The organism is Streptomyces sp. W1SF4 (assembly GCF_003950035.1).
GTDB classification, from domain to species: Bacteria; Actinomycetota; Actinomycetes; order Streptomycetales; family Streptomycetaceae; genus Streptomyces; species Streptomyces racemochromogenes.
Genome location: NZ_CP034350.1, coordinates 6,226,166 through 6,251,052, shown reverse-complemented (window position 1 = coordinate 6,251,052; position 24,887 = coordinate 6,226,166). Strand labels below are relative to the sequence as shown.

General features: G+C 71.1%; 21 protein-coding genes. 16 read left to right on the top strand and 5 right to left on the bottom strand.

The genetic code is table 11. The features are described from left to right. Window positions 1–35: 35 nt before the first annotated feature. The 3 genes from D1J60_RS29090 to D1J60_RS29080 all read left to right on the top strand — a co-directional run bounded on the left by D1J60_RS29090 (window position 36) and on the right by D1J60_RS29080 (window position 3,239). Window positions 36–1,070 (top strand): Rv2578c family radical SAM protein, encoded by a 1,035-nt coding sequence (locus D1J60_RS29090; protein WP_125823100.1) that lies wholly within the window; start codon window positions 36–38, stop codon window positions 1,068–1,070. 135 nt (window positions 1,071–1,205) lie between these two features. Next, on the top strand, window positions 1,206–2,789 hold the full coding sequence (locus D1J60_RS29085) for an alpha/beta hydrolase (RefSeq protein ID WP_125823099.1): 1,584 nt from the start codon (window positions 1,206–1,208) through the stop codon (window positions 2,787–2,789). Window positions 2,790–2,813: 24 nt separating this feature from the next. Then, window positions 2,814–3,239, top strand: coding sequence for a RidA family protein (locus tag D1J60_RS29080; protein WP_125823098.1), 426 nt, complete (start codon window positions 2,814–2,816; stop codon window positions 3,237–3,239). Between the two features lie 163 nt (window positions 3,240–3,402). Here the strand turns inward: D1J60_RS29080 and D1J60_RS29075 are convergent, their stop codons facing one another. After that, complete coding sequence (locus tag D1J60_RS29075) at window positions 3,403–3,972, bottom strand: adenylosuccinate lyase (RefSeq protein ID WP_125823097.1); 570 nt, start codon at window positions 3,970–3,972, stop codon at window positions 3,403–3,405. Window positions 3,973–4,367: 395 nt separating this feature from the next. Here D1J60_RS29075 and D1J60_RS29070 point away from each other — a divergent pair, with 395 nt between their 5' ends. The 12 genes from D1J60_RS29070 (at window position 4,368) to D1J60_RS29015 (ending at window position 19,936) form a co-directional block, all read left to right on the top strand. Next, window positions 4,368–6,170 carry a 3-hydroxyacyl-CoA dehydrogenase gene (locus tag D1J60_RS29070; RefSeq protein WP_125823096.1) on the top strand — a complete coding sequence of 601 codons (1,803 nt, stop codon included), beginning with the start codon at window positions 4,368–4,370 and terminating at the stop codon, window positions 6,168–6,170. 181 nt (window positions 6,171–6,351) lie between these two features. Next, window positions 6,352–7,167 (top strand): TetR family transcriptional regulator, encoded by an 816-nt coding sequence (locus D1J60_RS29065; RefSeq protein ID WP_185899635.1) that lies wholly within the window; start codon window positions 6,352–6,354, stop codon window positions 7,165–7,167. A gap of 391 nt (window positions 7,168–7,558) precedes the next feature. Then, window positions 7,559–8,896, top strand: coding sequence for a crotonyl-CoA carboxylase/reductase (gene ccrA, locus D1J60_RS29060; RefSeq protein WP_125823095.1), 1,338 nt, complete (start codon window positions 7,559–7,561; stop codon window positions 8,894–8,896). 31 nt (window positions 8,897–8,927) lie between these two features. Beyond that, complete coding sequence (locus D1J60_RS29055) at window positions 8,928–10,997, top strand: protein meaA (RefSeq protein ID WP_125603016.1); 2,070 nt, start codon at window positions 8,928–8,930, stop codon at window positions 10,995–10,997. Further along, on the top strand, window positions 10,994–11,968 hold the full coding sequence (locus tag D1J60_RS29050) for a CoA ester lyase (RefSeq protein ID WP_125603017.1): 975 nt from the start codon (window positions 10,994–10,996) through the stop codon (window positions 11,966–11,968). The genes D1J60_RS29055 and D1J60_RS29050 overlap by 4 nt, the downstream gene beginning before the upstream one ends. A gap of 80 nt (window positions 11,969–12,048) precedes the next feature. Then, window positions 12,049–12,561 carry a MaoC family dehydratase gene (locus tag D1J60_RS29045; RefSeq protein WP_125603018.1) on the top strand — a complete coding sequence of 171 codons (513 nt, stop codon included), beginning with the start codon at window positions 12,049–12,051 and terminating at the stop codon, window positions 12,559–12,561. Window positions 12,562–12,563: 2 nt separating this feature from the next. Next, window positions 12,564–13,769 (top strand): acyl-CoA dehydrogenase family protein, encoded by a 1,206-nt coding sequence (locus tag D1J60_RS29040; RefSeq protein WP_007267474.1) that lies wholly within the window; start codon window positions 12,564–12,566, stop codon window positions 13,767–13,769. A gap of 186 nt (window positions 13,770–13,955) precedes the next feature. Further along, on the top strand, window positions 13,956–14,612 hold the full coding sequence (locus D1J60_RS29035) for a phosphatidylserine decarboxylase (protein ID WP_125603019.1): 657 nt from the start codon (window positions 13,956–13,958) through the stop codon (window positions 14,610–14,612). 25 nt (window positions 14,613–14,637) lie between these two features. After that, a complete protein-coding gene (pssA, locus tag D1J60_RS29030) occupies window positions 14,638–15,459 on the top strand; it encodes a CDP-diacylglycerol--serine O-phosphatidyltransferase (RefSeq protein WP_185899636.1) in 822 nt (273 codons plus the stop codon). A gap of 163 nt (window positions 15,460–15,622) precedes the next feature. Continuing rightward, window positions 15,623–17,842, top strand: a complete 2,220-nt coding sequence (locus D1J60_RS29025; protein WP_125823094.1) for a caspase family protein — start codon at window positions 15,623–15,625, stop codon at window positions 17,840–17,842. A gap of 82 nt (window positions 17,843–17,924) precedes the next feature. Continuing rightward, window positions 17,925–19,424, top strand: a complete 1,500-nt coding sequence (locus D1J60_RS29020; RefSeq protein ID WP_125823093.1) for an AlkA N-terminal domain-containing protein — start codon at window positions 17,925–17,927, stop codon at window positions 19,422–19,424. After that, on the top strand, window positions 19,421–19,936 hold the full coding sequence (locus D1J60_RS29015) for a methylated-DNA--[protein]-cysteine S-methyltransferase (RefSeq protein ID WP_125823092.1): 516 nt from the start codon (window positions 19,421–19,423) through the stop codon (window positions 19,934–19,936). Before D1J60_RS29020 ends, D1J60_RS29015 begins: the two co-directional genes overlap by 4 nt. 1 nt (window position 19,937) lies before the next feature. On the opposite strand, the gene D1J60_RS29010 is transcribed toward D1J60_RS29015, so the two are convergent. Genes D1J60_RS29010 through D1J60_RS29000 form a run of 3 tightly spaced genes read right to left on the bottom strand, consistent with a single transcriptional unit; the run spans window position 19,938 to window position 22,685 of the window. Continuing rightward, window positions 19,938–20,366 carry a hypothetical protein gene (locus D1J60_RS29010; protein ID WP_042802173.1) on the bottom strand — a complete coding sequence of 143 codons (429 nt, stop codon included), beginning with the start codon at window positions 20,364–20,366 and terminating at the stop codon, window positions 19,938–19,940. A gap of 46 nt (window positions 20,367–20,412) precedes the next feature. Next, window positions 20,413–20,913, bottom strand: coding sequence for an NUDIX hydrolase (locus tag D1J60_RS29005; protein WP_125823091.1), 501 nt, complete (start codon window positions 20,911–20,913; stop codon window positions 20,413–20,415). A gap of 59 nt (window positions 20,914–20,972) precedes the next feature. After that, window positions 20,973–22,685, bottom strand: a complete 1,713-nt coding sequence (locus tag D1J60_RS29000; RefSeq protein ID WP_125823090.1) for a BCCT family transporter — start codon at window positions 22,683–22,685, stop codon at window positions 20,973–20,975. Window positions 22,686–22,827: 142 nt separating this feature from the next. Between D1J60_RS29000 and D1J60_RS28995 the strand changes: the two genes are divergently transcribed. Beyond that, on the top strand, window positions 22,828–23,976 hold the full coding sequence (locus D1J60_RS28995; RefSeq protein ID WP_125823089.1) for a glycerate kinase: 1,149 nt from the start codon (window positions 22,828–22,830) through the stop codon (window positions 23,974–23,976). Window positions 23,977–24,209: 233 nt separating this feature from the next. Here the strand turns inward: D1J60_RS28995 and D1J60_RS28990 are convergent, their stop codons facing one another. Further along, a complete protein-coding gene (locus tag D1J60_RS28990) occupies window positions 24,210–24,815 on the bottom strand; it encodes a cysteine hydrolase family protein (protein WP_125602719.1) in 606 nt (201 codons plus the stop codon). Between the last annotated feature and the right edge of the window lie 72 nt (window positions 24,816–24,887).

The window sequence follows — 24,887 nt, the reverse complement described above, 5'->3', positions numbered from 1 at the left end:
TCTATTCTCGGGTCCCCGTCACCGAGGAGGCATCCATGCGCTGGGAGAATCTGACCGGGACGCCGGGCAGCGGTCCGGCCGCCCTGTTCGGGGCCGGCTCCGTCGTCACCCGCACCTTCGACACCCCCGAGTTCCGCGGGATCACCTTCCACGAGGTGCGGGCCCGCTCGATCGTCAACCGCGTGCCCGGGGCCTCGCGGATGCCGTTCGAATGGACCGTCAACCCCTACCGGGGCTGCAGCCACGCCTGCGTCTACTGCTTCGCCCGCAAGACCCACGGCTACCTCGACCTGGACACCGGGATCGGCTTCGACTCCCAGATCGTCGTCAAGGTCAACGCCCCGGAGCTGCTGCGCCGCGAGCTGGCCGCGCCGCGCTGGGGCGGGGCGCACATCGCGATGGGCACCAACGTCGACTGCTACCAGCGCGCCGAGGGCCGCTACCGGCTGATGCCGGGGATCATCGAGGCGCTCCGGGAGCGCGCGAACCCCTTCTCGATCCTCACCAAGGGCACGCTGATCCTGCGCGACCTGCCCCTGCTGCGGCAGGCCGCCCAGGTCACCGAGGTCGGCGTCTGCGTCTCGGTCGGGTTCACCGACGCGGGCCTGTGGCGGACCGTGGAGCCGGGCACCCCCTCCCCCGCCGCCCGGCTGGCCGCCGTACGGGCCCTGACCGACGCGGGCCTCGAATGCGGGGTGCTGATGGCGCCGGTGATCCCCTTCCTCGGCGACTCCCCCGAGCAGCTGCGGGCGACCGTCGGGGCGATCGCCGCGTCCGGGGCGGTCTCCGTGACACCCCTGGTACTCCATCTGCGGCCGGGGGCGCGCGAGTGGTTCACGGCCTGGCTCGGCCGCCATCACCCACACCTGGTCGAACGATACGAACGCATGTACGCGGGCGGTTCGTACGCGCCCACCTGGTACCAGCGCCGGATCACCCGCCAAGTCCACGAGCTCGCGGCCGAATTCGGCATCGGACCGGCCCGGCGCGGGCAGCCTCGGGCCCTGCCCGAGCCGGAGCGGCCCGCCGCCCCCGCCCCTGCCGGACCGACGCAGCTGACGCTGATGTGACCCCGCCGCGCGCACCGCCCGTGACCCGGACGCCTCCCGACGGGTCATCACATCGGGCCAATGCGCGGCCCAATCCCGTCTTCCCGCCACGGTTTCCGGGACGATTCCGCCCAGAACCCTCGGCTGGGAGGCCCCATGCTCCACCCCTCGAAGCTGCGCCCCGCGAAGAAGCGGGCCGCCGTCCTGCTGGCGATCTCCACCGTCGCCGCCGCACTCGCGACCCCCCTCACCGCCGCGCCGGCCGCGCCCGCCGAGGCGCCCGCCGCCGCGGGCCTGCGCTGGACCGGCTGCGCGACCCCCCGCTACCCGACGCTGCAGTGCGCCTCCCTCAAGGTCCCGCTCGACCACGAGCAGCCCGCCGGGCGGCAGATCTCCCTGGCCCTGACCCGCGTCCCGCACACCGCCGCCGCCTCCCAGGGGCCGCTGCTGGTCAACCCCGGCGGCCCGGGCGGCAGCGGCCGCGCGCTGGCCGGGTTCATCGCCTCGGCCCTGCCCAAGGACGTGGCCGCCCAGTACGACGTGATCGGCTTCGACCCCCGGGGCGTGGGCAAGAGCGAGCCCGCCCTCGACTGCGGGACCGGCCACTTCAACCCGGTACGGCCCGACTCCGTGCCGCGGGACGGGGCGACCGAGCGGGCCAACCTGGAGCGGGTGCGGTCCTTCGCGGTGTCCTGCCAGGAGAAGCACGCGGACGTGCTCCCGTACGTCGGCACCGTCTCGGCGGCCCGGGACCTGGAGGTGCTGCGCACGGCGCTGGGCGCGCCGAAGCTCAGCTACTTCGGCTACTCCTACGGCACCTATCTGGGCGCCGTGTACGCCAAGCTCCACCCGGACCGGGTCCACCGGCTGGTGCTGGACTCCGTGGTCGACCCGGGCGGCGTCTGGTACGAGGACAACCTCTCGCAGGACCTGGCCTTCGACGCCCGCCACAAGGCGTTCCTGGCCTGGGTGGCCCAGTACGACTCCACGTACCACCTGGGCACCGACCCGGCCCGGGTCGAGGAGCGCTGGTACGCGATGCGCGAGGCGCTGCGCGGGACGCCGGCGGGCGGGAAGGTGGGCCCGGCCGAGCTGGAGGACACGTACATGCCGGGCGGCTACTACAACGGCTACTGGCCGTCGCTGGCCGAGGCCTTCGCGGCGTACGCGGTCAAGCAGGACCCGAAGCCGCTGGTGGCGGCGTACGAGCGGCTGGGCGCGGTGGAGCCGTCGGCGAACAACAGCTACAGCGTGTACACGGCGGTGCAGTGCCGGGACTCGGCGTGGCCGCGGGACTGGAACCGGTGGCGGGCGGACATGTGGCGGACGCACGCCAAGGCGCCCTTCATGACCTGGAACAACGCCTGGTACAACGCGCCGTGCGCGTTCTGGCCGACGCAGCCGCTCGAGGCCCCGGACGTGACGAACACGGCGCTGCCGAAGGCGCTGCTGTTCCAGGCGACGGAGGACGCGGCCACGCCGTACGAGGGTGCGGTGAGCATGCGGGACAAGCTGGCGGGCTCGGCGCTGGTGGTGGAGGAGGGCGGCGGCAACCACGGCATCGCCCTGAGCGGCAACAAGTGCCTGGACGAGAAGCTGTCCGCGTACCTGAGGACGGGTCAGGCGGCGGACGCGACCTGCCGGGCGCAGCCCGCGCCGAAGCCGGCGACGGCGACCCGGGCGGTGCCGCCCTCGGCGGGCGGTGCGGCCCTGCACGGGCTGCTGGGCTTCCGCGGCTGAGGCCGACCAGGCAAGATCGTCCGCATGACTTCTCCTTCTCCGTCCGCTGACGACCACCTCACCCGCATCTCCGCGCCCGAGGGCGTCAGTCCCGGCACCGGGTACAGCCACGTCGTCTGGGGCACCGGGCGGTTCGTGGCCGTGTCGGGGCAGTGCGCCTTCGACGAGAAGGGGGAGGTGGTCGGCGAGGGCGACGCGGCCGCGCAGGCGCGGCAGGTGTTCGAGAACCTGCGGCGGTGCCTGGCGGCGGCCGGGGCGGGCTTCGAGGACGTGGTGAAGCTGACGTACTTCGTCACGGACGTGGCCCACCTGCCGGCGGTCCGGGCGGCCCGGGACGAGGTGATCGCCCCGGACCGGCAGCCGGCCTCCTCGGCGGTCCAGGTCGCGGCCCTGTTCCGCCCGGAGCTGCTGCTGGAGGTGGAGGCCTTCGCCGTCGTCGCCGGCAGCTGAGGACTGGACCGCTGCGCGAGATCCAGCCCTGCCGGCGATTGAGGCGCGGGGGTCTGGGGGCGGAGCCCCCAGAACGGGGTCCGGGGCGCAGCCCCGGGGAACGGGCGAAGGGCGGGGCGGGGAGCAGCCCGCGCAGCGGCACCGCACCCCGCCCGGCCAGGGCTCAGGCGTCGGGGTGCCCCGCCATCAGCCCGGCCAGGGCTTCGGTGGCGGCCTGCGCCAGCCGGGGGTGGGCCTGGGCACGGACCAGGACGTCGCGGGCCCGGGCGTCGCCGAGGGCGCCCAGGCCCTCGACGCAGGCCAGAGCCACCCGCCAGTACGGGTCGTGCGGGGTCAGCAGCCGCGACAGGGTCTCGATCAGGGCGGGGGCCGACTCGGGCGCCCGCAGCGCGGTCAGCAGCCGGACCGGGTGCAGGGCGTACGCGGTGCGCAGGGAGTTGGTCGCCAGGGCCGCCGCCGCGCGGGCGGTGCGGGGGTCCCCGAGGACGCCGAGCGCCTGCGCGGCGGCGGCGCAGCGGGCCGGGTCCCGGTGGTTGAGCAGCAGGACCAGCGGTTCGAAGGCCCGCCGGTCCCCGGCCATTCCGAGCCGGTACGCGGCGAGTTCGCGGGCCCACAGGGGCAGCCCGGCGGAGGTCAGGGAGGCGGCCAGGGCGTCCGGCGCCGCCGCGAGCAGTTCCGCGTACGCGGCCGAGTCGCCGGCCTCCGCCCTCAGGCGTTCCAGCACGTCGTTCACGCGGCCACCCTAGGGCCCCGCCGCCCCCGGTGGGCGGGGTTCCGGGGACCCGGCTGATCGATGATCGATGATCGGTACATTTGGGCGGTACAGGTCACATCTCCGCGCCCTGGCGGACCAGTTACCGGCCGGTTAGTCTCCTCCCAACACGTACGGACGCGGCCTGGTGACGCAGCCGCCCCGTACCAGTCGGTCCGTTCGCTCGACCGTTTCACCCGTACGGCTGGACCCCGGGACAGGGTTCCGCCGTCTCCACCCGCCGCGCCCCCGCCGCGCCCCATACCTCTCCGGGCGCACCGCCGGGTCCGCTCCGCACGGCTCTCCCGTACGGCATCCGCGCGCGTCGTGCGCCGCGCGCTCCCTCAGTCGTCACCCTCTTCCACTGGAGTCCCGCGATGGACCTTCCGTCCACGTCCAGTCAGTCCTCCCTCCGCACCGTCGCCGTCGTCGGTCTTGGCACGATGGGCACCGGCATCGCCGAGGTGCTCGCCCGGGCCGGCCGCGAGGTCATCGGCATCGACGTCAGCGAGGCCGCCACCCGCCGCGCCGCCGGGGCCCTCGCGGCCGCCACGGCCCGCTCGGTGGCCAAGTCCCGGCTCACCGAGCAGGAGCGCGAGGCGGTCCTGGCCCGCTTCCGCACCTTCACGGACCTCGGGGCCGCCGCCGAGGCCGACCTCGTCATCGAGGTGGTCCCGGAGGACTACGATCTCAAGCACCGGATCATCGGCGAGCTCGACGCGGTCGTCCGGCCCGACACGGTGCTGGCGACCGGTACCAACGCGCTGTCCGTGACCCGGCTCGCCGCCGAGTCCCGCCACCCGGAGCGGGTCCTGGGCATGCACTTCTTCCACCCGGCGCCGGCCATGAAGCTCGTGGAGATCGTCTCCAGCGTGCTGACCGCCCCGTCGGCCGTCGAGGCGGTCACCGAGCTGGCGGTGGAGCTGGGCAAGCAGCCCGTCGCGGTCGGCGACCGGCCGGGCTTCGTCGCCGACGGCCTCCTCTTCGGCTACCTCAACCAGGCCGCCGCGATGTACGAGGCCAAGTACGCCTCCCGCGAGGACATCGACGCGGCGATGAAGCTGGGCTGCGGCCTGCCGATGGGCCCCCTCGCCCTGCTCGACCTGGTCGGCGTGGACACCGCGCGCACCGTGCTGGAGGCCATGTACGCCTCCTCGGGCGACCGGCTGCACGCTCCGGCGCCGATCCTGGGCCAGCTCGTCGAGGCGGGCCTGACCGGGCAGAAGGCCGGGCGCGGCTTCTACACGTACGAGGCCCCGGGCAGCCCGGTGGTCGTCCGCGACCTGCAGACCCCGCTGGACGGGTCGCTGCTGGGCACGGGCCGTCCGGTCTCCTCGGTCGGCGTGGCCGGCTCGGGAACCATGGCGAGCGGCATCGCGCAGGTCTTCGCGCAGGCCGGCTACGACGTGGTGCTGGCCGCCCGCGGCGAGGAGAAGGCCGAGGCCGCGAAGGCCGCGATCGGGAAGTCCCTGGGCCGTGCGGTGTCCAAGGGCCGACTGACCGAGGAGGCCGCCGCGCGGACCCTGGACCGGATCACCCCGGCCGGGTCCCTGGACGCCTTCGCGGACGTGGACCTGGCGGTCGAGGCGGTCGCCGAGGACCTGGAGGTCAAGCAGCAGCTCTTCGCGGGCCTGGACAAGGTCTGCAAGCCGGGCGCGGTGCTGGCCACCACCACCTCCTCCCTGCCGGTGATCGCGGTCGCGCGGGCCACCTCGCGTCCGCAGGACGTGATCGGCATGCACTTCTTCAACCCGGCGCCGGCCATGAAGCTGGTCGAGGTGGTCCGCACGGTCCTGACGGCCGACGACGTGCACGCCACGGTCCGCGAGGTCTGCGCCAAGGTGCGCAAGCACCCGGTGGACTGCGGGGACCGGGCCGGCTTCATCGTGAACGCGCTGCTGTTCCCGTACTTGAACAACGCCGTCAAGATGGTCGAGCAGCACTACGCGGGCATCGACGACATCGACGCCGCGATGAAGCTGGGCGGCGGCTACCCGATGGGGCCCTTCGAGCTCCTCGACGTGGTCGGCCTGGACGTGTCGCTCGCCATCGAGAAGGTCCTGTACCAGGAGTTCCGCGACCCCGCCCTGGCGCCGTCCCCGCTGCTGGAGCACCTGGTGGCGGCGGGCTGCCTGGGCCGGAAGACCGGCCGCGGATTCCGTGAGTACGCCCGCCGGTAGGGGGACACCCCCCGATCCCGGGCCGGGCCCCGATCAGGATGCGTGGGGAGGGCTGCTCGGGTCCGCCGGACCCTCACGGCGGGCACACCCTCCCGAGCCCAGTGCGGGCCCTCCCCCGCATCCGCCCCCCTCGTACCCCCCTCCGGCGCGCGCGCCTGCGCGAATGAAGTACTTTCGCTCTATGTCCCAGCCCGCCAAGACCTCACCCCGCGCCACGTCGGCCGCCGACTCCCAGGAGAGCGCGGCCGGCACCCGGGCGGCCGCCCAGCGGCTCAAGATGCGCCGCGAGCTCGCCACCGCGGCGATGGAGCTCTTCGCGACCAAGGGGTACGAGGCCACGACGGTCGACGAGATCGCCGCGACCGCCGGGGTGGCGCGCCGGACCTTCTTCCGGCACTTCCGCTCCAAGGAAGAGGCGATCTTCCCGGACCACGACGACACCCTGATCCGCGCCGAGGCGGTCCTGGACGTGGCCCCGGCGCACGAGCACCCGCTCGACACGGTGTGCCGGGGGATCAAGGAAGTCATGAAGATGTACGCCGCCTCGCCGGCGGTGTCGGTGGAGCGCTACCGGCTGACCCGCGAGGTGCCGGCGCTGCGGGAGCGGGAGATCGCCTCCGTGGCCCGCTACGAGCGGCTCTTCACCCGCTACCTGCTCGCCCACTTCGACGAGACCGACCACCACGACGGCAACGACGACCCGCTGCTGGCCGAGGTGGCCGCCTCCGCGGTGGTGACCGCGCACAACCACGTGCTGCGGCGATGGCTGCGGGCGGGGGGCCAGGGGGACGTGGAGGCGCAGCTGGACCACGCCTTCGCGATCGTCCGCAAGACCTTCGGGTCGGGTATCGGCGCCGGACGGACGCAGGGCGTGCCGGCGGGGGCCCCGCAGGCGGCGGTGCGCACGGAGGGCGAGGTCCTGGTCGCGGTGGCGCGTACGGACGCTCCGCTCGACGAGGTCATGCGGACCATCGAGGAAGCCCTCAAGAACAAGTAGTCACGCTCGTCACAGCGGCCGCTCCCGTTCCGGGGGCGGCCGTTTTCCTTTGTCCGAGTTGCCCCTACTCGCGGGTAACTCTGATCGATCATCGCTCATCTGCGCAGGTCAATCGGCAAGTGAGAGAAATTTTTGGCACCCAGTGCCTTGCCGAGTGACACGGGGTGCCATACGTTGAATCCCGTCCGGATGTCCCCGCGGCCCACGCCCACTCGGTACGGAACGCGCCCCGGATGCCTGCGTCACCAGGCCCCGCTCCGCCCTCACCACAGGCGCGACAGCACCACAGCACCGCCGGACCGACGGCACCCTCGCAGCACCACACCACACGTAACCGCGCACCCGCGCATCCCTCAGCGCACCCTCATCAGCGCTTGCCGGAGGCTATACCGTGAAGGACATCCTGGACGCGATTCAGTCGCAGTCCGCCACCGCCGCAGACTTCGCCGCACTGCCGCTCCCCGACTCGTACCGCGCGATCACCGTGCACAAGGACGAGGCGGAGATGTTCGCGGGGCTCACCACCCGCGAGAAGGACCCGCGCAAGTCCCTGCACCTGGACCAGGTCCCGGTTCCGGAACTCGGCCCGGGCGAGGCCCTGGTGGCCGTCATGGCCTCCTCGGTCAACTACAACTCGGTGTGGACCTCGATCTTCGAGCCGGTTTCCACCTTCAGCTTCCTGGAGCGCTACGGGCGCCTGTCGGAGCTCACCAAGCGCCACGACCTCCCGTACCACGTCATCGGCTCCGACCTCGCGGGCGTCGTGCTGCGCACCGGCCCCGGCGTCAACTCCTGGAAGCCGGGCGACGAGGTCGTCGCGCACTGCCTCTCGGTCGAGCTGGAGTCCTCGGACGGCCACAACGACACGATGCTCGACCCCGAGCAGCGGATCTGGGGCTTCGAGACCAACTTCGGCGGCCTGGCGGAGATCGCCCTCGTCAAGTCCAACCAGCTGATGCCCAAGCCCGACCACCTCAGCTGGGAGGAGGCCGCCTCCCCCGGCCTGGTCAACTCCACCGCCTACCGCCAGCTGGTCTCCCGCAACGGCGCCGGCATGAAGCAGGGCGACAACGTCCTGATCTGGGGCGCCAGCGGCGGCCTCGGCTCCTACGCCACCCAGTTCGCCCTGGCCGGCGGCGCCAACCCGATCTGCGTCGTCTCCTCCCCGGAGAAGGCCGAGATCTGCCGGAAGATGGGCGCCGAGGCGGTCATCGACCGCAACGCCGAGGGCTACAAGTTCTGGAAGGACGAGCGCACCCAGGACCCGCGCGAGTGGAAGCGCTTCGGTTCGAAGATCCGCGAGCTGACCGGCGGCGAGGACATCGACATCGTCTTCGAGCACCCGGGCCGCGAGACCTTCGGCGCCTCCGTCTACGTCACCCGCAAGGGCGGCACGATCACCACCTGCGCCTCGACGTCGGGCTACATGCACGAGTACGACAACCGCTACCTGTGGATGTCCCTCAAGAAGATCATCGGCTCGCACTTCGCGAACTACCGCGAGGCGTGGGAGGCCAACCGCCTCATCGCCAAGGGCAAGATCCACCCCACCCTCTCCAAGGTCTACTCCCTGGAGGAGACCGGCCAGGCGGCGTACGACGTCCACCGCAACCTCCACCAGGGCAAGGTCGGCGTCCTCGCGCTCGCACCCGAGGAGGGCCTGGGCGTCCGCGACCACGAGATGCGCGCCCGGCACCTCGACGCGATCAACCGCTTCCGCAACGTCTGAGTCCGCTCAAAGGCCATAAGGATCGCCTGAGATGACAGAGCGCCAGAAGGACCGTCCGTGGCTCATGCGGACGTACGCCGGCCACTCCACGGCCGAGGCGTCCAACGAGCTGTACCGCCGCAACCTCGCCAAGGGCCAGACCGGCCTGTCGGTCGCGTTCGACCTCCCGACGCAGACCGGCTACGACCCCGACCACGTCCTCGCCCGCGGCGAGGTCGGCCGGGTCGGGGTCCCGGTCTCGCACCTCGGCGACATGCGCCGGCTGTTCCAGGACATACCCCTGGAGCAGATGAACACCTCGATGACGATCAACGCCACCGCCATGTGGCTGCTGGCGCTCTACCAGGTGGCCGCCGAGGAGCAGGGCGCCGACATCTCCCAGCTCCAGGGCACCACCCAGAACGACATCGTCAAGGAGTACCTCTCGCGCGGGACGCACGTCTTCCCGCCCGGGCCCTCGCTCCGCCTGACGACGGACATGATCGCGTACACGGTCAACCACATCCCGAAGTGGAACCCGATCAACATCTGCAGCTACCACCTGCAGGAGGCCGGGGCCACGCCGGTCCAGGAGATCTCGTACGCGATGTCCACCGCCATCGCCGTCCTGGACTCGGTGCGCGACTCGGGCCAGGTGCCCGAGGAGCGCTTCGGCGAGGTGGTCGCCCGTATCTCCTTCTTCGTGAACGCGGGCGTCCGCTTCATCGAGGAGATGTGCAAGATGCGCGCCTTCGGCCGGATCTGGGACAAGGTCACCAAGGAGCGCTACGGCATCGAGAACGCCAAGCAGCGCCGGTTCCGCTACGGCGTCCAGGTGAACTCGCTCGGCCTGACCGAGGCGCAGCCCGAGAACAACGTCCAGCGCATCGTGCTGGAGATGCTCGCGGTCACCCTCTCCAAGGACGCCCGCGCCCGCGCGGTGCAGCTGCCCGCCTGGAACGAGGCGCTGGGCCTGCCCCGGCCCTGGGACCAGCAGTGGTCGCTGCGCATCCAGCAGGTCCTGGCCCACGAGAGCGACCTGCTGGAGTACGAGGACATCTTCGCCGGCTCCCACGTCATCGAGGCCAAGGTCGACTCCCTGGTCGCCGACTGCCTGGCCGAGATCGACCGGATCCAGGAGATGGGCGGCGCCATGGCGGCCGTCGAGTCCGGGTACCTGAAGTCCCAGCTGGTCTCCTCGCACGCCGAGCGGCGCGCCCGGATCGAGGCCGGCGAGGACAAGATCGTCGGGGTGAACTGCTTCCAGCAGACCGAGGAGAACCCGCTCACCGCCGACCTCGACGGGGCCATCATGACCGTCGACCCGGCGGTGGAGGCCTTCACCGTCGAGCGGATCACCCGCTGGCGGGCCGAGCGGCAGGAGTCCTCGGACCGGCAGGGGAACGGCGACCCGTTCGTCTTCCCGACCGCCGGTCAGGCCCTGGACCGGCTGAAGGAGGCCGCCGCCGGGACCGAGAACCTGATGGAGGCCACCCTGGAGTGCGCCCGCGCCGGTGTCACCACCGGCGAGTGGGCGAACGCCCTGCGCGAGGTCTTCGGCGAGTTCCGCGCCCCCACCGGTGTCTCCTCGGCGCCGGTCGCCGTCACCGCGGAGGAGGGCACCCCGCTGGCCCTGGTCCGCGAGAAGGTCTCCCGGACGGCGGACGAGCTGGGCTCCGGCCGGCTGCGCCTGCTGGTCGGCAAGCCCGGCCTGGACGGCCACTCCAACGGTGCCGAACAGATCGCCGTGCGGGCCCGCGACGCCGGGTTCGAGGTGGTCTACCAGGGCATCCGGCTGACTCCCGAGGAGATCTCCTCGGCGGCCCTGGCCGAGGACGTGCACTGCGTGGGACTGTCCATCCTGTCCGGTTCGCACAGCGCACTGGTCCCGGACGTCCTGGAACGACTGCGCACGGCGGGGGCGGGCGACATCCCCGTCATCGTCGGGGGCATCATTCCGAACGCCGACGCCGTCACGCTGAAGGCCGCCGGGGTGGCCGCCGTGTTCACCCCGAAGGACTTCGGCATCACGGAGATCATCGGACGTATCGTCGACGAGATCCGCAAGGCCAACAAGCTCCACCCTCTCAACATCGCTGAAAGCACGGAGGTCCCCGCATGACCACGCCCCTCTCCCCCGTGAACCGGCTGCGTCCGCGCCGCTCCTGCCTCGCGGTCCCGGGCTCGAACCCGCGGTTCCTGGAGAAGGCCCAGGGCCTGCCGGCCGACCAGGTCTTCCTGGACCTGGAGGACGCCTGCGCCCCGCTCGCCAAGGAAGGCGCCCGCCACACCATCGTGGACGCGCTGAACAACGGCGACTGGACCGGCAAGACCCGCGTGGTGCGCGTCAACGACTGGACCACCCACTGGACGTACCGCGACGTCATCACCGTCGTCGAGGGCGCGGGCCAGAACCTCGACTGCATCATGCTGCCCAAGGTCCAGGACGCCCAGCAGGTCGTCGCGCTGGACCTGCTGCTGACCCAGATCGAGAAGACCATGGGCTTCGAGGTCGGCAAGATCGGCATCGAGGCGCAGATCGAGAACGCCAAGGGCCTGGTCAACGTCGACGAGATCGCCGCCGCCTCGCCCCGCCTGGAGACCATCATCTTCGGCCCGGCCGACTTCATGGCCTCGATCAACATGAAGTCCCTGGTCGTGGGCATGCAGCCGCCCGGCTACCCGGCGGACGCCTACCACTACATCCTGATGCGGATCCTGATGGCGGCCCGTACGCACAACCTCCAGGCGATCGACGGCCCCTTCCTCCAGATCCGCGACGTGGACGCCTACCGCGAGGTCGCCGGCCGCGCCGCCGCCCTGGGCTTCGACGGCAAGTGGGTGCTGCACCCCGGCCAGGTGGACGCCGCCAACGAGGTCTTCTCGCCCTCCCAGGAGGACTACGACCACGCCGAGCTGATCCTCGACGCCTACGACTGGTGCACCTCCGAGGCGGGCGGCAAGAAGGGCTCCGCGATGCTCGGCGACGAGATGATCGACGAGGCCAGCCGCAAGATGGCCCTGGTCATCGCCGGCAAGGGCCGGGCCGCCGGCATGCAGAGGACGTCGAAGTTCGAGGTCCCCACCGCCTGAGGCGCTCCCGCAGCGTCGGGCGCACCCATCCCCAGTCCCGGGCCCCGCACGGCCCGGGCGAGCACCCCGGAGGGGGCACCATGCAGTTTGGCCGCACCTACGAAGAGTTCACCGTAGGCGACGTCTACCGGCACTGGCCCGGGAAGACGGTCACCGAGTACGACGACCACCTCTTCTGTCTGCTGACCATGAACCACCACCCGCTCCACATGGACAGCAATTACGCGGAGAACACGACCGACTTCGGCAAGAACGTCGTGGTGGGCAACTACGTCTACTCGCTGCTGCTCGGCATGTCCGTGCCGGACGTCTCCGGGAAGGCCATCGCCAACCTGGAGATCGAGTCCCTGCGGCACGTGGCGCCGACCTTCCACGGCGACACGATCTACGGCGAGACCACGGTCCTGGACAAGACCCCGTCCAAGTCCAAGGACGACCGCGGCATCGTCTACGTGGAGACCAAGGGCTACAAGCAGGACGGCACCCTCGTCTGCGTCTTCCGGCGCAAGGTGATGGTCCCGACCGAGACGTACATCAAGGCGCGCGGCGGCGAGCAGCCCGGCCGGCCTCAGCTGAAGGAACAGGGGAAGTAGCCATGGCACGACTCGCCCAGACCGCCGGGCTCACGGACGTCCAGCAGGAGATCCTCAAGACCGTCCGGGAGTTCGTCGACAAGGAGATCATCCCGGTCGCGACCGAGCTGGAGCACCGCGACGAGTACCCGCAGCAGATCGTCGACGGCCTCAAGGAGCTGGGCCTCTTCGGCCTGATGATCCCGGAGGAGTACGGCGGCCTGGGTGAGTCGCTGCTCACCTACGCGCTGTGCGTCGAGGAGATAGCCCGCGGCTGGATGTCCGTCTCGGGCATCATCAACACGCACTTCATCGTGGCGTACATGCTCAAGCAGCACGGCACGCAGGAGCAGAAGGAGTACTTCCTCCCGCGCATGGCGCTGGGCGAGGTGCGCGGCGCGTTCTCGATGTCGGAGCCGGGTCTCGGCTCGGACGTGTCGGCCATCACGTCCAAGGCGGTGAAGGACGGCGACGAGTACGTCCTGAACGGCCAGAAGATGTGGCTGACGAACGGCGGCTCCTCGACGCTGGTGGCCGTTCTGGTCCGAAGTGACGAAGGACACCCCGAGGGCACCGCGCCGCACAAGTCGATGACCACCTTCCTGGTGGAGAAGGAGCCCGGCTTCGGGGAGGTCCGTCCGGGCCTGACGATCCCGGGCAAGATCGACAAGATGGGCTACAAGGGCGTCGACACGACCGAGCTCATCATGGACGGACTGCGCATTCCGGCCAATCGGGTCCTCGGAGGCCAGACGGGCCGAGGGTTTTACCAAATGATGGACGGCGTCGAGGTCGGCCGCGTCAACGTGGCGGCGCGTGGCTGCGGCGTCGCGCAGCGTGCTTTCGAACTGGGTGTCTCCTATGCCCAGCAACGTCACACTTTCGGTAAGGCGATCGCCGAGCACCAGGCCATCCAGTTCAAGCTGGCCGAGATGGCTACCAAGGTCGAGGCCGCCCATGCCATGATGGTGAACGCGGCACGCAAAAAGGACTCCGGGGAACGAAACGACCTCGAAGCCGGGATGGCGAAGTACCTCGCCTCCGAATACTGCAAGGAGGTCGTCGAGGATGCCTTCCGTATCCACGGCGGCTACGGGTTCTCGAAGGAGTACGAGATCGAGCGCCTTTACCGTGAAGCGCCGATGCTTCTGATCGGTGAGGGAACCGCCGAGATCCAGAAAATGATCATCGGGCGACGCCTGCTCGAGGAGTACCGACTCCAGGGCTGAATGTCCCTTTTGCGGTGGATCATCCGATGATCCACCGCAGGAGAGTCACCAGCAGTCACTGGCCGACGGCCATCGACTCGGCTTCTGGCTTGCCCAGTTGTTGCGCGCAACCGATAGCATTCCAGTAAAGCCGCCGTCCCGTCCCCCCGTTTGCGGCGCGGCAATCACCCGCTACGAAGGTCATCCATGCCCCACAGCCAAACCTCTGCACACCGCGACAGCCTCACGGGCGTACGCCTCGCGCGCGGAGCATCGCCGTGGCTTCTGCCGACCGTCGCCACCGCGGCGCTCAGCCTCACCCGGGCCCGCAAGTCCGGACGCTGGGCCGCGGCGGCCGTGCCCGCCACCGCTCTCGCGGCGGGCATGCTGTGGTTCTTCCGCGACCCCGAGCGCGAGATCGCCCAGGGCCGCGTCATCTCGCCCGCCGACGGCGTGGTGCAGAGCATCATGCCGTGGAAGGACGGGCGCACCCGCGTCGCGATCTTCATGAGCCCGCTGAACGTCCACGTCAACCGCGCGCCCCTGGCGGGCACGGTGACGTCCGTGGAGCACATCCCCGGCGGGTTCGTCCCGGCGTTCAACAAGGAGAGCGAGAACAACGAGCGCGTCGTCTGGCACTTCGACACCGAGCTCGGCGACATCGAGATGGTGCAGATCGCCGGCGCCGTCGCGCGTCGCATCGTCCCGTACCTGCCGGCCGGAACCAAGGTGGAGCAGGGCGAACGCATCGGTCTGATCCGCTTCGGCTCCCGCGTCGACATCTACCTCCCGGAGGGCGTCGAGGTCGCGGTCGAGGTCGGTCAGGCCACCACCGCGGGGGTGACCCGAATTGACCGTGACTGACCCCGAGACTCCTGCCACCGGCTGGGTGCCCGAGTCCGCCGAGGAGGAGTCCGCCGAGGACGACATGCCGCTCTCGCTGCGGCTGTCGATAGCGGACACGCTCACCCTCGGTAACGCCACGTGCGGATTCATGGCGGTGTACTTCACCACCACCGGGATCCTCATCCCGCACCTCACCGGCAGCGGCGAGTCGGGCATGGCCCGGCACAGCGCGGCGACCGCGGTGATACTGATGCTCCTCGCGGCGGTCTTCGACCTCTTCGACGGCATCGTGGCCCGCAAGCTGCGCAGCTCGCCGATGGGCGCCGAGCTGGACAACCTGTCCGACCTGATCAGCTTCGGGCTGGCGCCGGCGTACTTCGTGCTGGTCTACGGCATGGTCGCCGACGACGCGCACCAGAAGATGTCGGCGCTCGCGGCGATCGTGGTGCTGCTGGCGGTCGTGCTGCGGCTCGCCAGATTCAGCTGCGTGACGATGAAGGACGGCATGTTCCAGGGCATGCCGAGCCCCTTCGGCGCGCTGACGGTCGTCTCGATCGTGCTGCTGGAGCTGCCGTTCGTCCCGACGCTGCTGGCGATCATCGGGGTCGCCTGGCTGATGGTGAGCCGGGTCGAGTACCCGAAGCCGCGGGGTGTCCTCGCGGCGGCGATGCTGAGCTGGATCGTCGGGGCGATGGGCCTCCTGGCGGCCTGGGCGTTCGACGCCCCGGGCGGCCAGCTGCTCCTCCAGACCGGCTGCGCGCTCCAGATCGCCCTGGCGGCGACCATCCCGCTGTTCGCGACGACCCGTCGCGCGAACACGTTCCGCCACAACCGGCGGGAGGCGCGGGCGGCCTCCCAGCCGTAGCTTCCACGTCGTACAAGGGCCCCCGATGTCGTCGGACGACATCGGGGGTTCTTGCGTTCGGCGGCTGACCGGATGCGCTAGGCCGGATACCACCCCCACATGATCCGCGCCCGTCTACGATGTCGCCGATCAACGGTGAAGTGCTTCGGGTGGGGAGAGTCACGTGAACAAGGCAATCATCGTAGGAATCGACAACTACCCTGATGCTCCGCTCTATGGCTGCGTTAATGACGCCAACGACGTGGCGACGTGCCTGTCGTTTCCGGAGTTCGACTTCGACTGCCTGCTTCTGCTCAACTCGAAGGCCACCCGCGGCAACATTGTCCGTGCGCTGTCCGAGCTCGCGTACGGACAGGAAGAGGGAGACACCCTCGTCTTCTACTTCGCCGGCCACGGCGCCGTTCTGGGGCAGGCAGGCTACCTCGTCACCCGCGACGGGCAGGAATTCGACCTGGGCATCTCCCTCAGCCACCTTGCACAGCTCATGGAGTCTGCCAGTCTGAAGTTCAGGCACGTGGTCACCATTCTCGACTGCTGCCACTCCGGCGCCGCCTTCTCCTGGACTGCCAGCAGGCCCCTGCAGGCGGGTGACATCGAGCGCGAGGTCCCCACGGTCAACGAGAGCCGCTGCATCCTGGCAGCCTGCCGCCCGGAGGAGGAGGCCCAGGAGGAACAGGCCCACGGGGTCTTCACCACGGCCCTGACCGAAGCCCTCATGGGCTCGGCCGTGAACTGGGACGGCGAGGTCAGCCTGCTCGGGGTCTACGAATACGTGGCGGGCGCCGTCTCGGCCGAGATTCAGACACCCGTCTTCAAGGGCGACATCGCCGGCACGGTCGTTCTCGGCAGCGGCTTCCCGCCCCGGGAGGGCCGCCCGATCGACAAGAACGAGCTTTCCCGCAACCTGGCCAAAGCCCATACGCTCGTCGATCAGTACCACTACCTCCAGCTCACCGAACTCAGTGAACGCAACGTCCGCCTCAAGTACGGCGCCAAGCGGTGCTCGGACGCTCTGGTCGATCTGGTCAGATGGTTCGACGACACCGAAAAGGCCCTGCCCGACGTCAAGCGGAACTCCGACTGGCAGGCCCTTGTCGGCCGAGTGCGGGAATTCCGCAAGAACCTCGCCGATCTCAGCGAAGGCGAGGAGACGGCCTTCGGCCGGGTGGTACGGCACCTCGGCCACGGCGGCTACGGACACGTGTGGCAGCTCGAAGGTCCCGATGGCAAGGCCTACGCCATGAAGGTGTTCCACGGCAACGAGCTGGACGATGAGGTGAAGGTTCGACGCTTCGCCAACGGCTACCACAACATGCGCAAGCTGAAGCACCCCTACATCGTCCGAGTACACGAGATGATCTCCGCGCCCTTCGGGTTCCTCATGGACGCCATCCCCGGCGACAACCTTCGCAAGGCGTACATCGACCGGTCCGATCCCGAGGCCGTCATCCAGCTGATGATCGACATCTGTGAGACCGTGCGTCACGCCCACTCACTCCACGTGCGGCATCGCGACATCAAACCCGAGAACATCATCGCCACCTACGACGCCCAGACCGGCCGGCTCCAGCCGTACCTCACCGACTTCGACCTCGCCTACCACGAGACCAACCGCACGGTGACCACCAACATCGGTGTCGGCGGTGTCATCAACTACGCCGCCCCCGAGCAGCTCTTCGAACCCAACGCGAAGACGGCCCGCAGCGAGACGGTCGACGTCTTCAGCCTGGCTCAGCTGATGTTCTTCGTGATCACGGGTCGGGACCCCAGCGGAGAGAACTTCACGAAAAACGTAGAGACCCTCACCCGCGAAGTGGGCAGCTGGATCGACGATCGCGCAGCGGACGCCCTGATCAGCCTGTACCGGGAGGCGACCGCCAAGGACCCCGGCAAGCGGCCCGAGAACGTGGGGGGCTTCGTTTCCGCACTTCGATACGCGGAGTCGATCATCCAGACGGCGAGTGGTACGGACGCCGTTCCGGAGGAAGACCTGTGCCGCAGGATCGGACACCTGTACGCGGGAATGAACGGGTACTCGGCCAGCGAGGGCGAGTGCCGGATGAACAGCCGGTCCGGCCAGGTCGAAATCGTCACCCGCCTGAAGAGCATCATCACGTCTGGCCGTGCGGTGCTGGAGATCGAACTCTCCGTGACCGCAAACATCCCCGTTCCGTCGCTGACTTCCGGCAAGGCGGCCCGTCAGTCCATAAACGCACGCCTGGACCGCATCGTGGGTCGATTCCCGGGTGTGAAGCGCAGCGCCGGCAACAAGGGGGCCTACCAGGTCTACCTCACGGTGGAGGAGGTGACCATGGACGTGTCGGGCGTGAGCCGGGTGGCCCAAGTGATCTCCGATGTCGTGGCCGGGATCGAGCAGTGGTGAAGTCCGGTAGCCCCGTCCCGACGTAGGCTTGATGTCGGAAAACTGCCAGCCCTGCCCAGGGTGCGACCGGGATGCTGGAGCCATGTACACCGACACCGACCGCTGCGTGCGGGCCGTGCGGTCGAAGGATGCCCGGTTCGACGGGTGGTTCTTCACCGCGGTCCGGACGACCGGCATCTACTGCCGGCCCAGTTGCCCGGCCGTGCCGCCCAAGGTCGAGAACATGAGCTTCCTGCCCAGTGCCGCCGCCTGCCAGCAGGCCGGTTACCGGGCCTGCAAGCGGTGCCGCCCCGACACCAGTCCCGGCTCGCCCGAGTGGAACGCCCGCGCCGACGCCGTCGCACGCGCGATGCGGCTGATCCAGGACGGGGTCGTGGACCGCGAGGGCGTGCCGGGGCTGGCGCTGCGGCTCGGGTACTCGACCCGGCAGGTCGAGCGGCAGCTCAACGCCGAGCTCGGTGCCGGGCCGCTGGCCCTGGCCCGGGCGCAGCGCGCCCAGACCGCCCGGCTGCTGATCGAGACCTCCGAGCTGCCGATGGGGGACGTGGCCTTCGCCGCCGGGTTCTCCTCGATCCGGAACTTCAACGAGACCGTCCGGGAGGTCTTCGCCCTCACCCCCGGCGAGCTGCGCCTGCGGGCGGGCCGCCGGGCGGGCGGGCGGGGCGAGCCGCGGATCCCGGGGACGATCGGCCTGCGGCTGCCCTACCGGGCGCCGCTCAACCCCGACAACCTCTTCGGGCACCTGGCCGCGACCGCCGTTCCCGGGGTGGAGGAGTGGCGTGACGGGGCCTACCGGCGGACGCTGCGGCTCCCGTACGGCTCCGGGGTGGTCGCGCTGACGCCCGGCCCCGACCACATCGGCTGCCGGCTCGCGCTGACCGACCTGCGGGACCTGACCATCGCCATCAGCCGCTGCCGCTGGCTGCTCGACCTGGACGCCGACCCGGAGGCGGTCGACGGGCAGCTGCGCACCGATCCGCTGCTGGCCCCGCTCGTGGACAAGGCGCCCGGGCGCCGGGTGCCGCGTACCGTCGACGCGGCGGAGTTCGCCGTACGGGCGGTCCTCGGGCAGCAGGTGTCCACCGCGGCCGCCCGTACGCACGCGGCCCGGCTGGTGGCCGCGTACGGGGAGCCCGTGCAGGACCCGCAGGGCGGGCTGACCCACCTGTTCCCCTCCCCCGCCGCGCTGGCCGGCATCGACCCGGAGTCGCTGTCGATGCCGCGCAGTCGCCGCACGACGCTGACCACCCTGGTCGCGGCCCTGGCCGACGGTTCGCTGCCGCTCGGCATCGACAGCGACTGGGAGGCGGCCCGCGCCCGTCTGTCCGCGCTGCCCGGGTTCGGGCCGTGGACCACCGAGGTCATCGCGATGCGGGCGCTGGGCGACCCCGACGCCTTCCTCCCGTCCGACCTGGGGGTCCGCAAGGCCGCGCGGGCGCTGGGGCTGCCGTCCACGCCCGCCGCCCTGACCGCCCGGGCGGGCGGCTGGCGGCCCTGGCGCGCGTACGCCGTCCAGTACCTGTGGGCCACCGACGACCACCCGATCAACCATCTGCCCGTAGCACAAGGAGCACCGTCGTGAGCAGCACCGTCAGCAGCGTCAGCAACAAGGTCCACACCGTCGTCGGCAGCCCGTACGGGCCGCTCACCCTGGTCGCCTCCGACGGGGTCCTCAGCGGGCTGTACATGACGGGCCAGCGGCACCGGCCGGCCGAGGAGTCCTTCGGCGAGCGGGTGGCGGACTCCGAGGAGCCGTTCCCCGAGGTGCGGCGGCAGCTGGCCGCGTACTTCGCCGGGGAGCTGACCGAGTTCACCGTGCCGGTGCGGCTGGAGGGGACGGCGTTCCAGCGCAGCGTGTGGGAGCAGCTCGTCCGGATCCCCTACGGGCAGACGTGGTCGTACGGGCGGCTCGCGGCGGAGCTCGGCAAGCCGAACGCCTCGCGCGCGGTCGGTCTGGCGAACGGGAGGAACCCGGTCGGCATCATCGTGCCCTGCCACCGGGTGATCGGCGCCTCGGGCTCGATGACCGGGTACGGCGGCGGCATCGAGCGCAAGGTGCGGCTGCTGGAGTTCGAGAGCGGCGTCGGGGCCTAGGTCAGATCACCACGAGCGGGGCGAGCAGGGCGAAGCCGGCGCCGGCTTCGACGGCGTAGGCGTAGAGGGACGGGTGCTGGACGGGGGCGGCGAGCAGGACCACGCTGTTCTGGGTGGCGGCCGCCTTGATCCAGTCGTCGTCGGCGCCGAGCCGGCCCTGGTACCAGCCCTCGCAGGCGCCGGGGCCGGTGACGGCGAGGACGTCGTCCTCGCGGCGGTAGAAGGCCTGCCAGCCCTCGGCGGGCGCGGACCAGCCCTCGAAGTCCTCGAAGGCGGACCAGCCGCCCTCGCGTATCGCGGTGTCGAACAGCCAGATCGGCATGCCCTCTTCGGAGACCTCGCCGCCCGACTGCTCGTCGGTGGTGAAGTGGACCATGGGGAGGGCGTCGGGCCCGTCGGCCGTGCTCGGCCAGGCGTACATCGTGATCATCTGTTGATTCTGCCCTGGTCGGAGGAGTCCAAGTTCGCGGGGTGGTTCAGGGGTTGACCGGCCGGCGGCCGTTCTCCAGTTCCACGGTGCCCTCGCCCGTCTCCAGGGCGCGGTACGCCTCCCGGGTGCGCAGGCCGAGCGATCCGAGGAGGTGGCCGGTGAGTTCGTCGGGTTCGACGAGCTTCCAGGAGAGCAGTTCCTCCTCCTGGAGTCTGATGGAGTCGAGCTGTACGGCGTCGAGGACGCCGCCGTCGTAGAGGTAGGCGACGAGCGGCGGGCGGCCGGCGCCGACGCTCCAGTCGACGGCGAGGAGCCGGCCGAGGGGGACGTCGATGCCGATCTCCTCGGCGCTCTCGCGCCGGGCGGCCGTACGGGGTGACTCGCCGCTGTCCGATTCGACCGTTCCGCCCGGCAGGGCCCAGCCCTCGCGGTAGTTGGGCTCGACGAGCAGGACCCGGCCCCGTTCGTCGCGGAAGAGGGCGGCGGCTCCGGCCAGCACCCGGGGCAGGCTCGCGATGTAGGTGGCGAAGTCATCCGTGGTGGTCACGCGGCCACCCTAACCGGCGGTACGGGCCGCCGGGCAGGGCGGGCCCGCGCGGAACCCGTTCAGGTGCCGTCGCCGTCCTCGCGGTCGCGTCCCCGGGATTCGGCGACGCGGCGCAGCCGGGGGTGGCGGGTCTGGCCCTGCTCGGTGATGGCGTCACCGACCATGGCCTTGACGGCGTCCCGCAGCCCGTGGAGGGCGGGGTGGCGGGCGGGTCCCGCGCCGGGGTCCTCGCGGAGTTCCTTCAGGAGCGCCCAGCACAGCAGCAGCATGACGATCACGAAGGGCAGGGCGACCAGGATGGTCGCGGTCTGCAGGGACTTCAGGCCGCCCGCGACGAGCAGGACGGCGGCCACGGCGGCCATCAGGACGCCCCAGGTGACGACGAGCCAGGTGGGCGGGTGCAGGGAGCCGCGGCTGGTGAGGGAGCCCATGACCAGGGACGCGGAGTCGGCGCTGGTGACGAAGTACGTCATGACCAGGGCCATGGCGACCCAGGAGGTGAGGGTGCCGAGCGGGAGCGCGTCGAGCATGGCGAAGAGGGAGGCCTCCGCACCCTCCTTGACCTTGGAGGCGAGGTCGGCGGCGCCGGTGGAGTCGAGGCGGATGGCGGTGCCGCCCATGACGCAGAACCAGACGACGGTGGCCCCGCTGGGGACGAGCAGGACGCCGATGAGGAACTCGCGGATGGTGCGGCCGCGGGAGATGCGGGCGATGAAGGTGCCGACGAAGGGGGCCCAGGACAGCCACCAGGCCCAGTAGAAGATGGTCCACGCGCCGAGCCAGGCGCTGTCGGTGAAGGCGCCGGTGCGGGAGGCCATGGGCAGCAGTTCGTGCAGGTAGCTGCCGACGCCGGCCGGGATGACGTCGAGGATGTAGACGGTCGGGCCGAGGACGAAGACGAAGAGCATCAGGGCGGCGGCGAGCACGATGTTGACGGTGCTGAGCCATTTGACGCCCTTGTGCAGTCCGGAGAAGGCGGACAGTACGAAGGCGGCGGAGAGCGAGGCGATGATGACCAGCTCGACGCCGGTGGAGTCCTCGATGCCGGTGGTGATGTTCAGGCCCTTGGCGACCTGGAGGGCGCCGAGGCCGAGGCTGGTGGCGGTGCCGAAGACGGTGGCGAAGACGGCGAGCAGGTCGATGGCCTTGCCGGGCCGGCCGGCCGCCCGCGCCTCGCCCATGAGCGGGACGAAGGCGGAGCTGAGGCGGTTGCCGCGGCCCTTGCGGAAGGTCGCGTAGGCCAGGGCGAGGCCGGCGATGCCGTAGATGGCCCAGGGGGTGAGGGTCCAGTGGAAGAACGAGTAGTCCAGGGCGGCGCGGGCGGCGGCCCCGGTGCCGGGGGCGGCGCCGCTGGCGGGGGGCGGGTTCAGGTAGTGGGTGAGCGGCTCGCCGACCCCGTAGAACATCAGGCCGATGCCCATGCCGGCGCTGAACATCATCGCGATCCACGCGAGGTTGCCGAACTCGGGCTCGGAGTCGTCGGCGCCGAGCCGGATCCGGCCGAAGCGGCTGATCGCGAGGACGACGCACAGGACGAGGAAGACGTCGGCGGCGATCACGAAGAGCCAGGCGAAGTTGGCCAGCACCCAGGCCAGGGCGGTGGAGGAGGCGGTGTCGAAGGAGTCCTTGCCGAGGGCGGCCCAGCCGACGACGGCGAGCACGGCGAGCACCCCGACGGTGACGACCCCGAGGTCGGGTGAGTCGTCCGCCGGACCCCCGGACCCCGTTCCGGGGGCGTCCGGACGTGCTTGTTCCAGTGATTCCGCGCTCATGGGGCCACACTATGCGGGGATATATCCCTATTTACGCGCATGGCGCGCCGCATGTGGCCCAGGCCACTCGTGGGCATAGGAGGATCCTCCGGATAAGCTCATGGTGGCGCGACTGCACTGTTCGATAGCAAGGGATAGCAAGGTGACGGACGGAGCAGTAACTGAGGCCGCGCGCGTGCTCATCGCCGCGGACAAATTCAAGGGTTCGCTCACGGCCGTTCAGGTCGCCGAGCGGGTGACGGCCGGCCTTCGCAGGGCCGTACCGGACGTGGAGGTCGAGACCCTCCCCGTCGCGGACGGCGGCGACGGCACGGTCGCGGCCGCCGTGGCGGCCGGTTTCGAACGCCGGGAGGTACGGGTCACCGGCCCCCTCGGCGACCAGGTCACGGCCGCTTTCGCCCTGCGCGACGGGACCGCCGTGGTCGAGATGGCGGAGGCCTCCGGGCTCCAGCTGCTGCCGGCGGGCACCTTCGCCCCGCTGACGGCGACCACGTACGGCTCCGGCGAGGTGCTGAAGGCCGCGCTGGACGCGGGCGCGCGCTCGATCGTCTTCGGTGTGGGCGGCAGCGCGACCACCGACGGCGGCGCGGGCATGCTGGCCGCGCTGGGCGCGGTGTTCCTGGACGCGAACGGCGAACCGGTCGGTCCGGGCGGCGGCGCGCTGGCGCAGCTGGCGTCGGCGGACCTGTCCGGGGTCGACCCCCGCTTCGCGGAGGTGGAGTTCGTCCTCGCCAGCGACGTGGACAACCCGCTGACCGGCCCGAAGGGCTGCGCGGCGGTGTACGGCCCGCAGAAGGGCGCCTCGCCGCAGGACGTGGCGGCGCTCGACGCGGCGCTGGCGCACTTCGCGGTGGTGCTGGAGAAGTCGATCGGCGCGAAGGCGGCCGAGCTCGCCGCCTCCCCGGGCGCGGGCGGTGCGGGCGGCATCGGCTACGGCGCGCTGCTGCTGGGCGCCAGCTTCCGCCCCGGCATCGAGCTGATGCTCGACGTCCTGGGCTTCGCCCCGGCGCTGGAGCGGGCCACGCTGGTCATCACGGGTGAGGGCTCCCTGGACGAGCAGACCCTGCACGGCAAGGCCCCGGCCGGTGTCGCGGCCGCGGCGCGGGCGGCGGGCAAGCCGGTGGTGGCGGTGTGCGGGCGGCTGCTGCTGGGGCAGGAGGCCCTGGAGGCGGCGGGCATCCGCAAGGCGTACCCGCTGACGGACCTGGAGCCGGACCCGGCGAAGTCCATCCCGAACGCCGGTCCCCTGCTGGAGCGCGTAGCGGAGAACATCGCCGCCGAGGTCCTCTGACCCGGGCCGGCCGTGGCCCCGAGGCCCGTCACCCCCTGCGGGGTGACGGGCCTCGCCCGTCCCCGGGGCGGAGCCGCGGCGGGGCCGGCGGGGCCGGCGGGCTATGAACAGCCCCGCCGACGTCTGAGGCGCGGGGGTCTGGGGGCAGAGCCCCCCGGGGAACGGGCGAAGGGCGGGTAGGGGACCGCTCCGCGCAGCGGTGGTCGCCCCGCTCCCGCACGCACCCGCACCGGCTACGCGGCGTGCGCCGCCCCGGCGGCGTCGAGCACCTCGGCCGTGGTCAGCACGCGGGCGAAGCCGCCGCCGTGGAGGTTGACCGCGGTGGCCGCGGCCAGTTCGGCGGCGGTCAGGGACAGGCCGTCCGGGCCGGCGAGGTCGAAGGTGTGGGTGGCGTCCAGCGGGACCAGTACCTCGTAGCCGAGGTTGCCCGCCATCCGGGCGGTGGTCTCGACGCACATGTTGGTCTGGATCCCGGTCACGACCAGCTGGCCGATGCCGCTCGCCCTGAGCCAGGCCTCCAGGTCCGGGGTGCCGTAGAAGGACGAGTTGACGGTCTTGGTGACCAGCAGCGCCTCCTGGCCCCGGCGGTCCTCGACGAGGTCCTTGAAGGCGTGTCCGGGGTGGTCCGGGGCCAGTACCGAGCCGGGCCGCAGCGAGGCGTGCCGCACCAGGACCACCGGGCGGCCGGTCTCCTGCCAGGCGTCCATGAGGGCGGCGATGTTCGCCTCGGCGTCCGGGTTGTCGCGCTTCCCCCAGAAGGAGGCGTCGTCGAAGCCCTTCTGGACGTCGATCACGAGCAGGGCGCTGTCGGCGGCGATCTCGATCGCGTTCTCTGTCATGGCTCCATCGTGTCCCGCCGGCCGCAGCCGCCCCAGGGGTCCCGGGTCTGCGAACCGATGAGATCCTGCCAG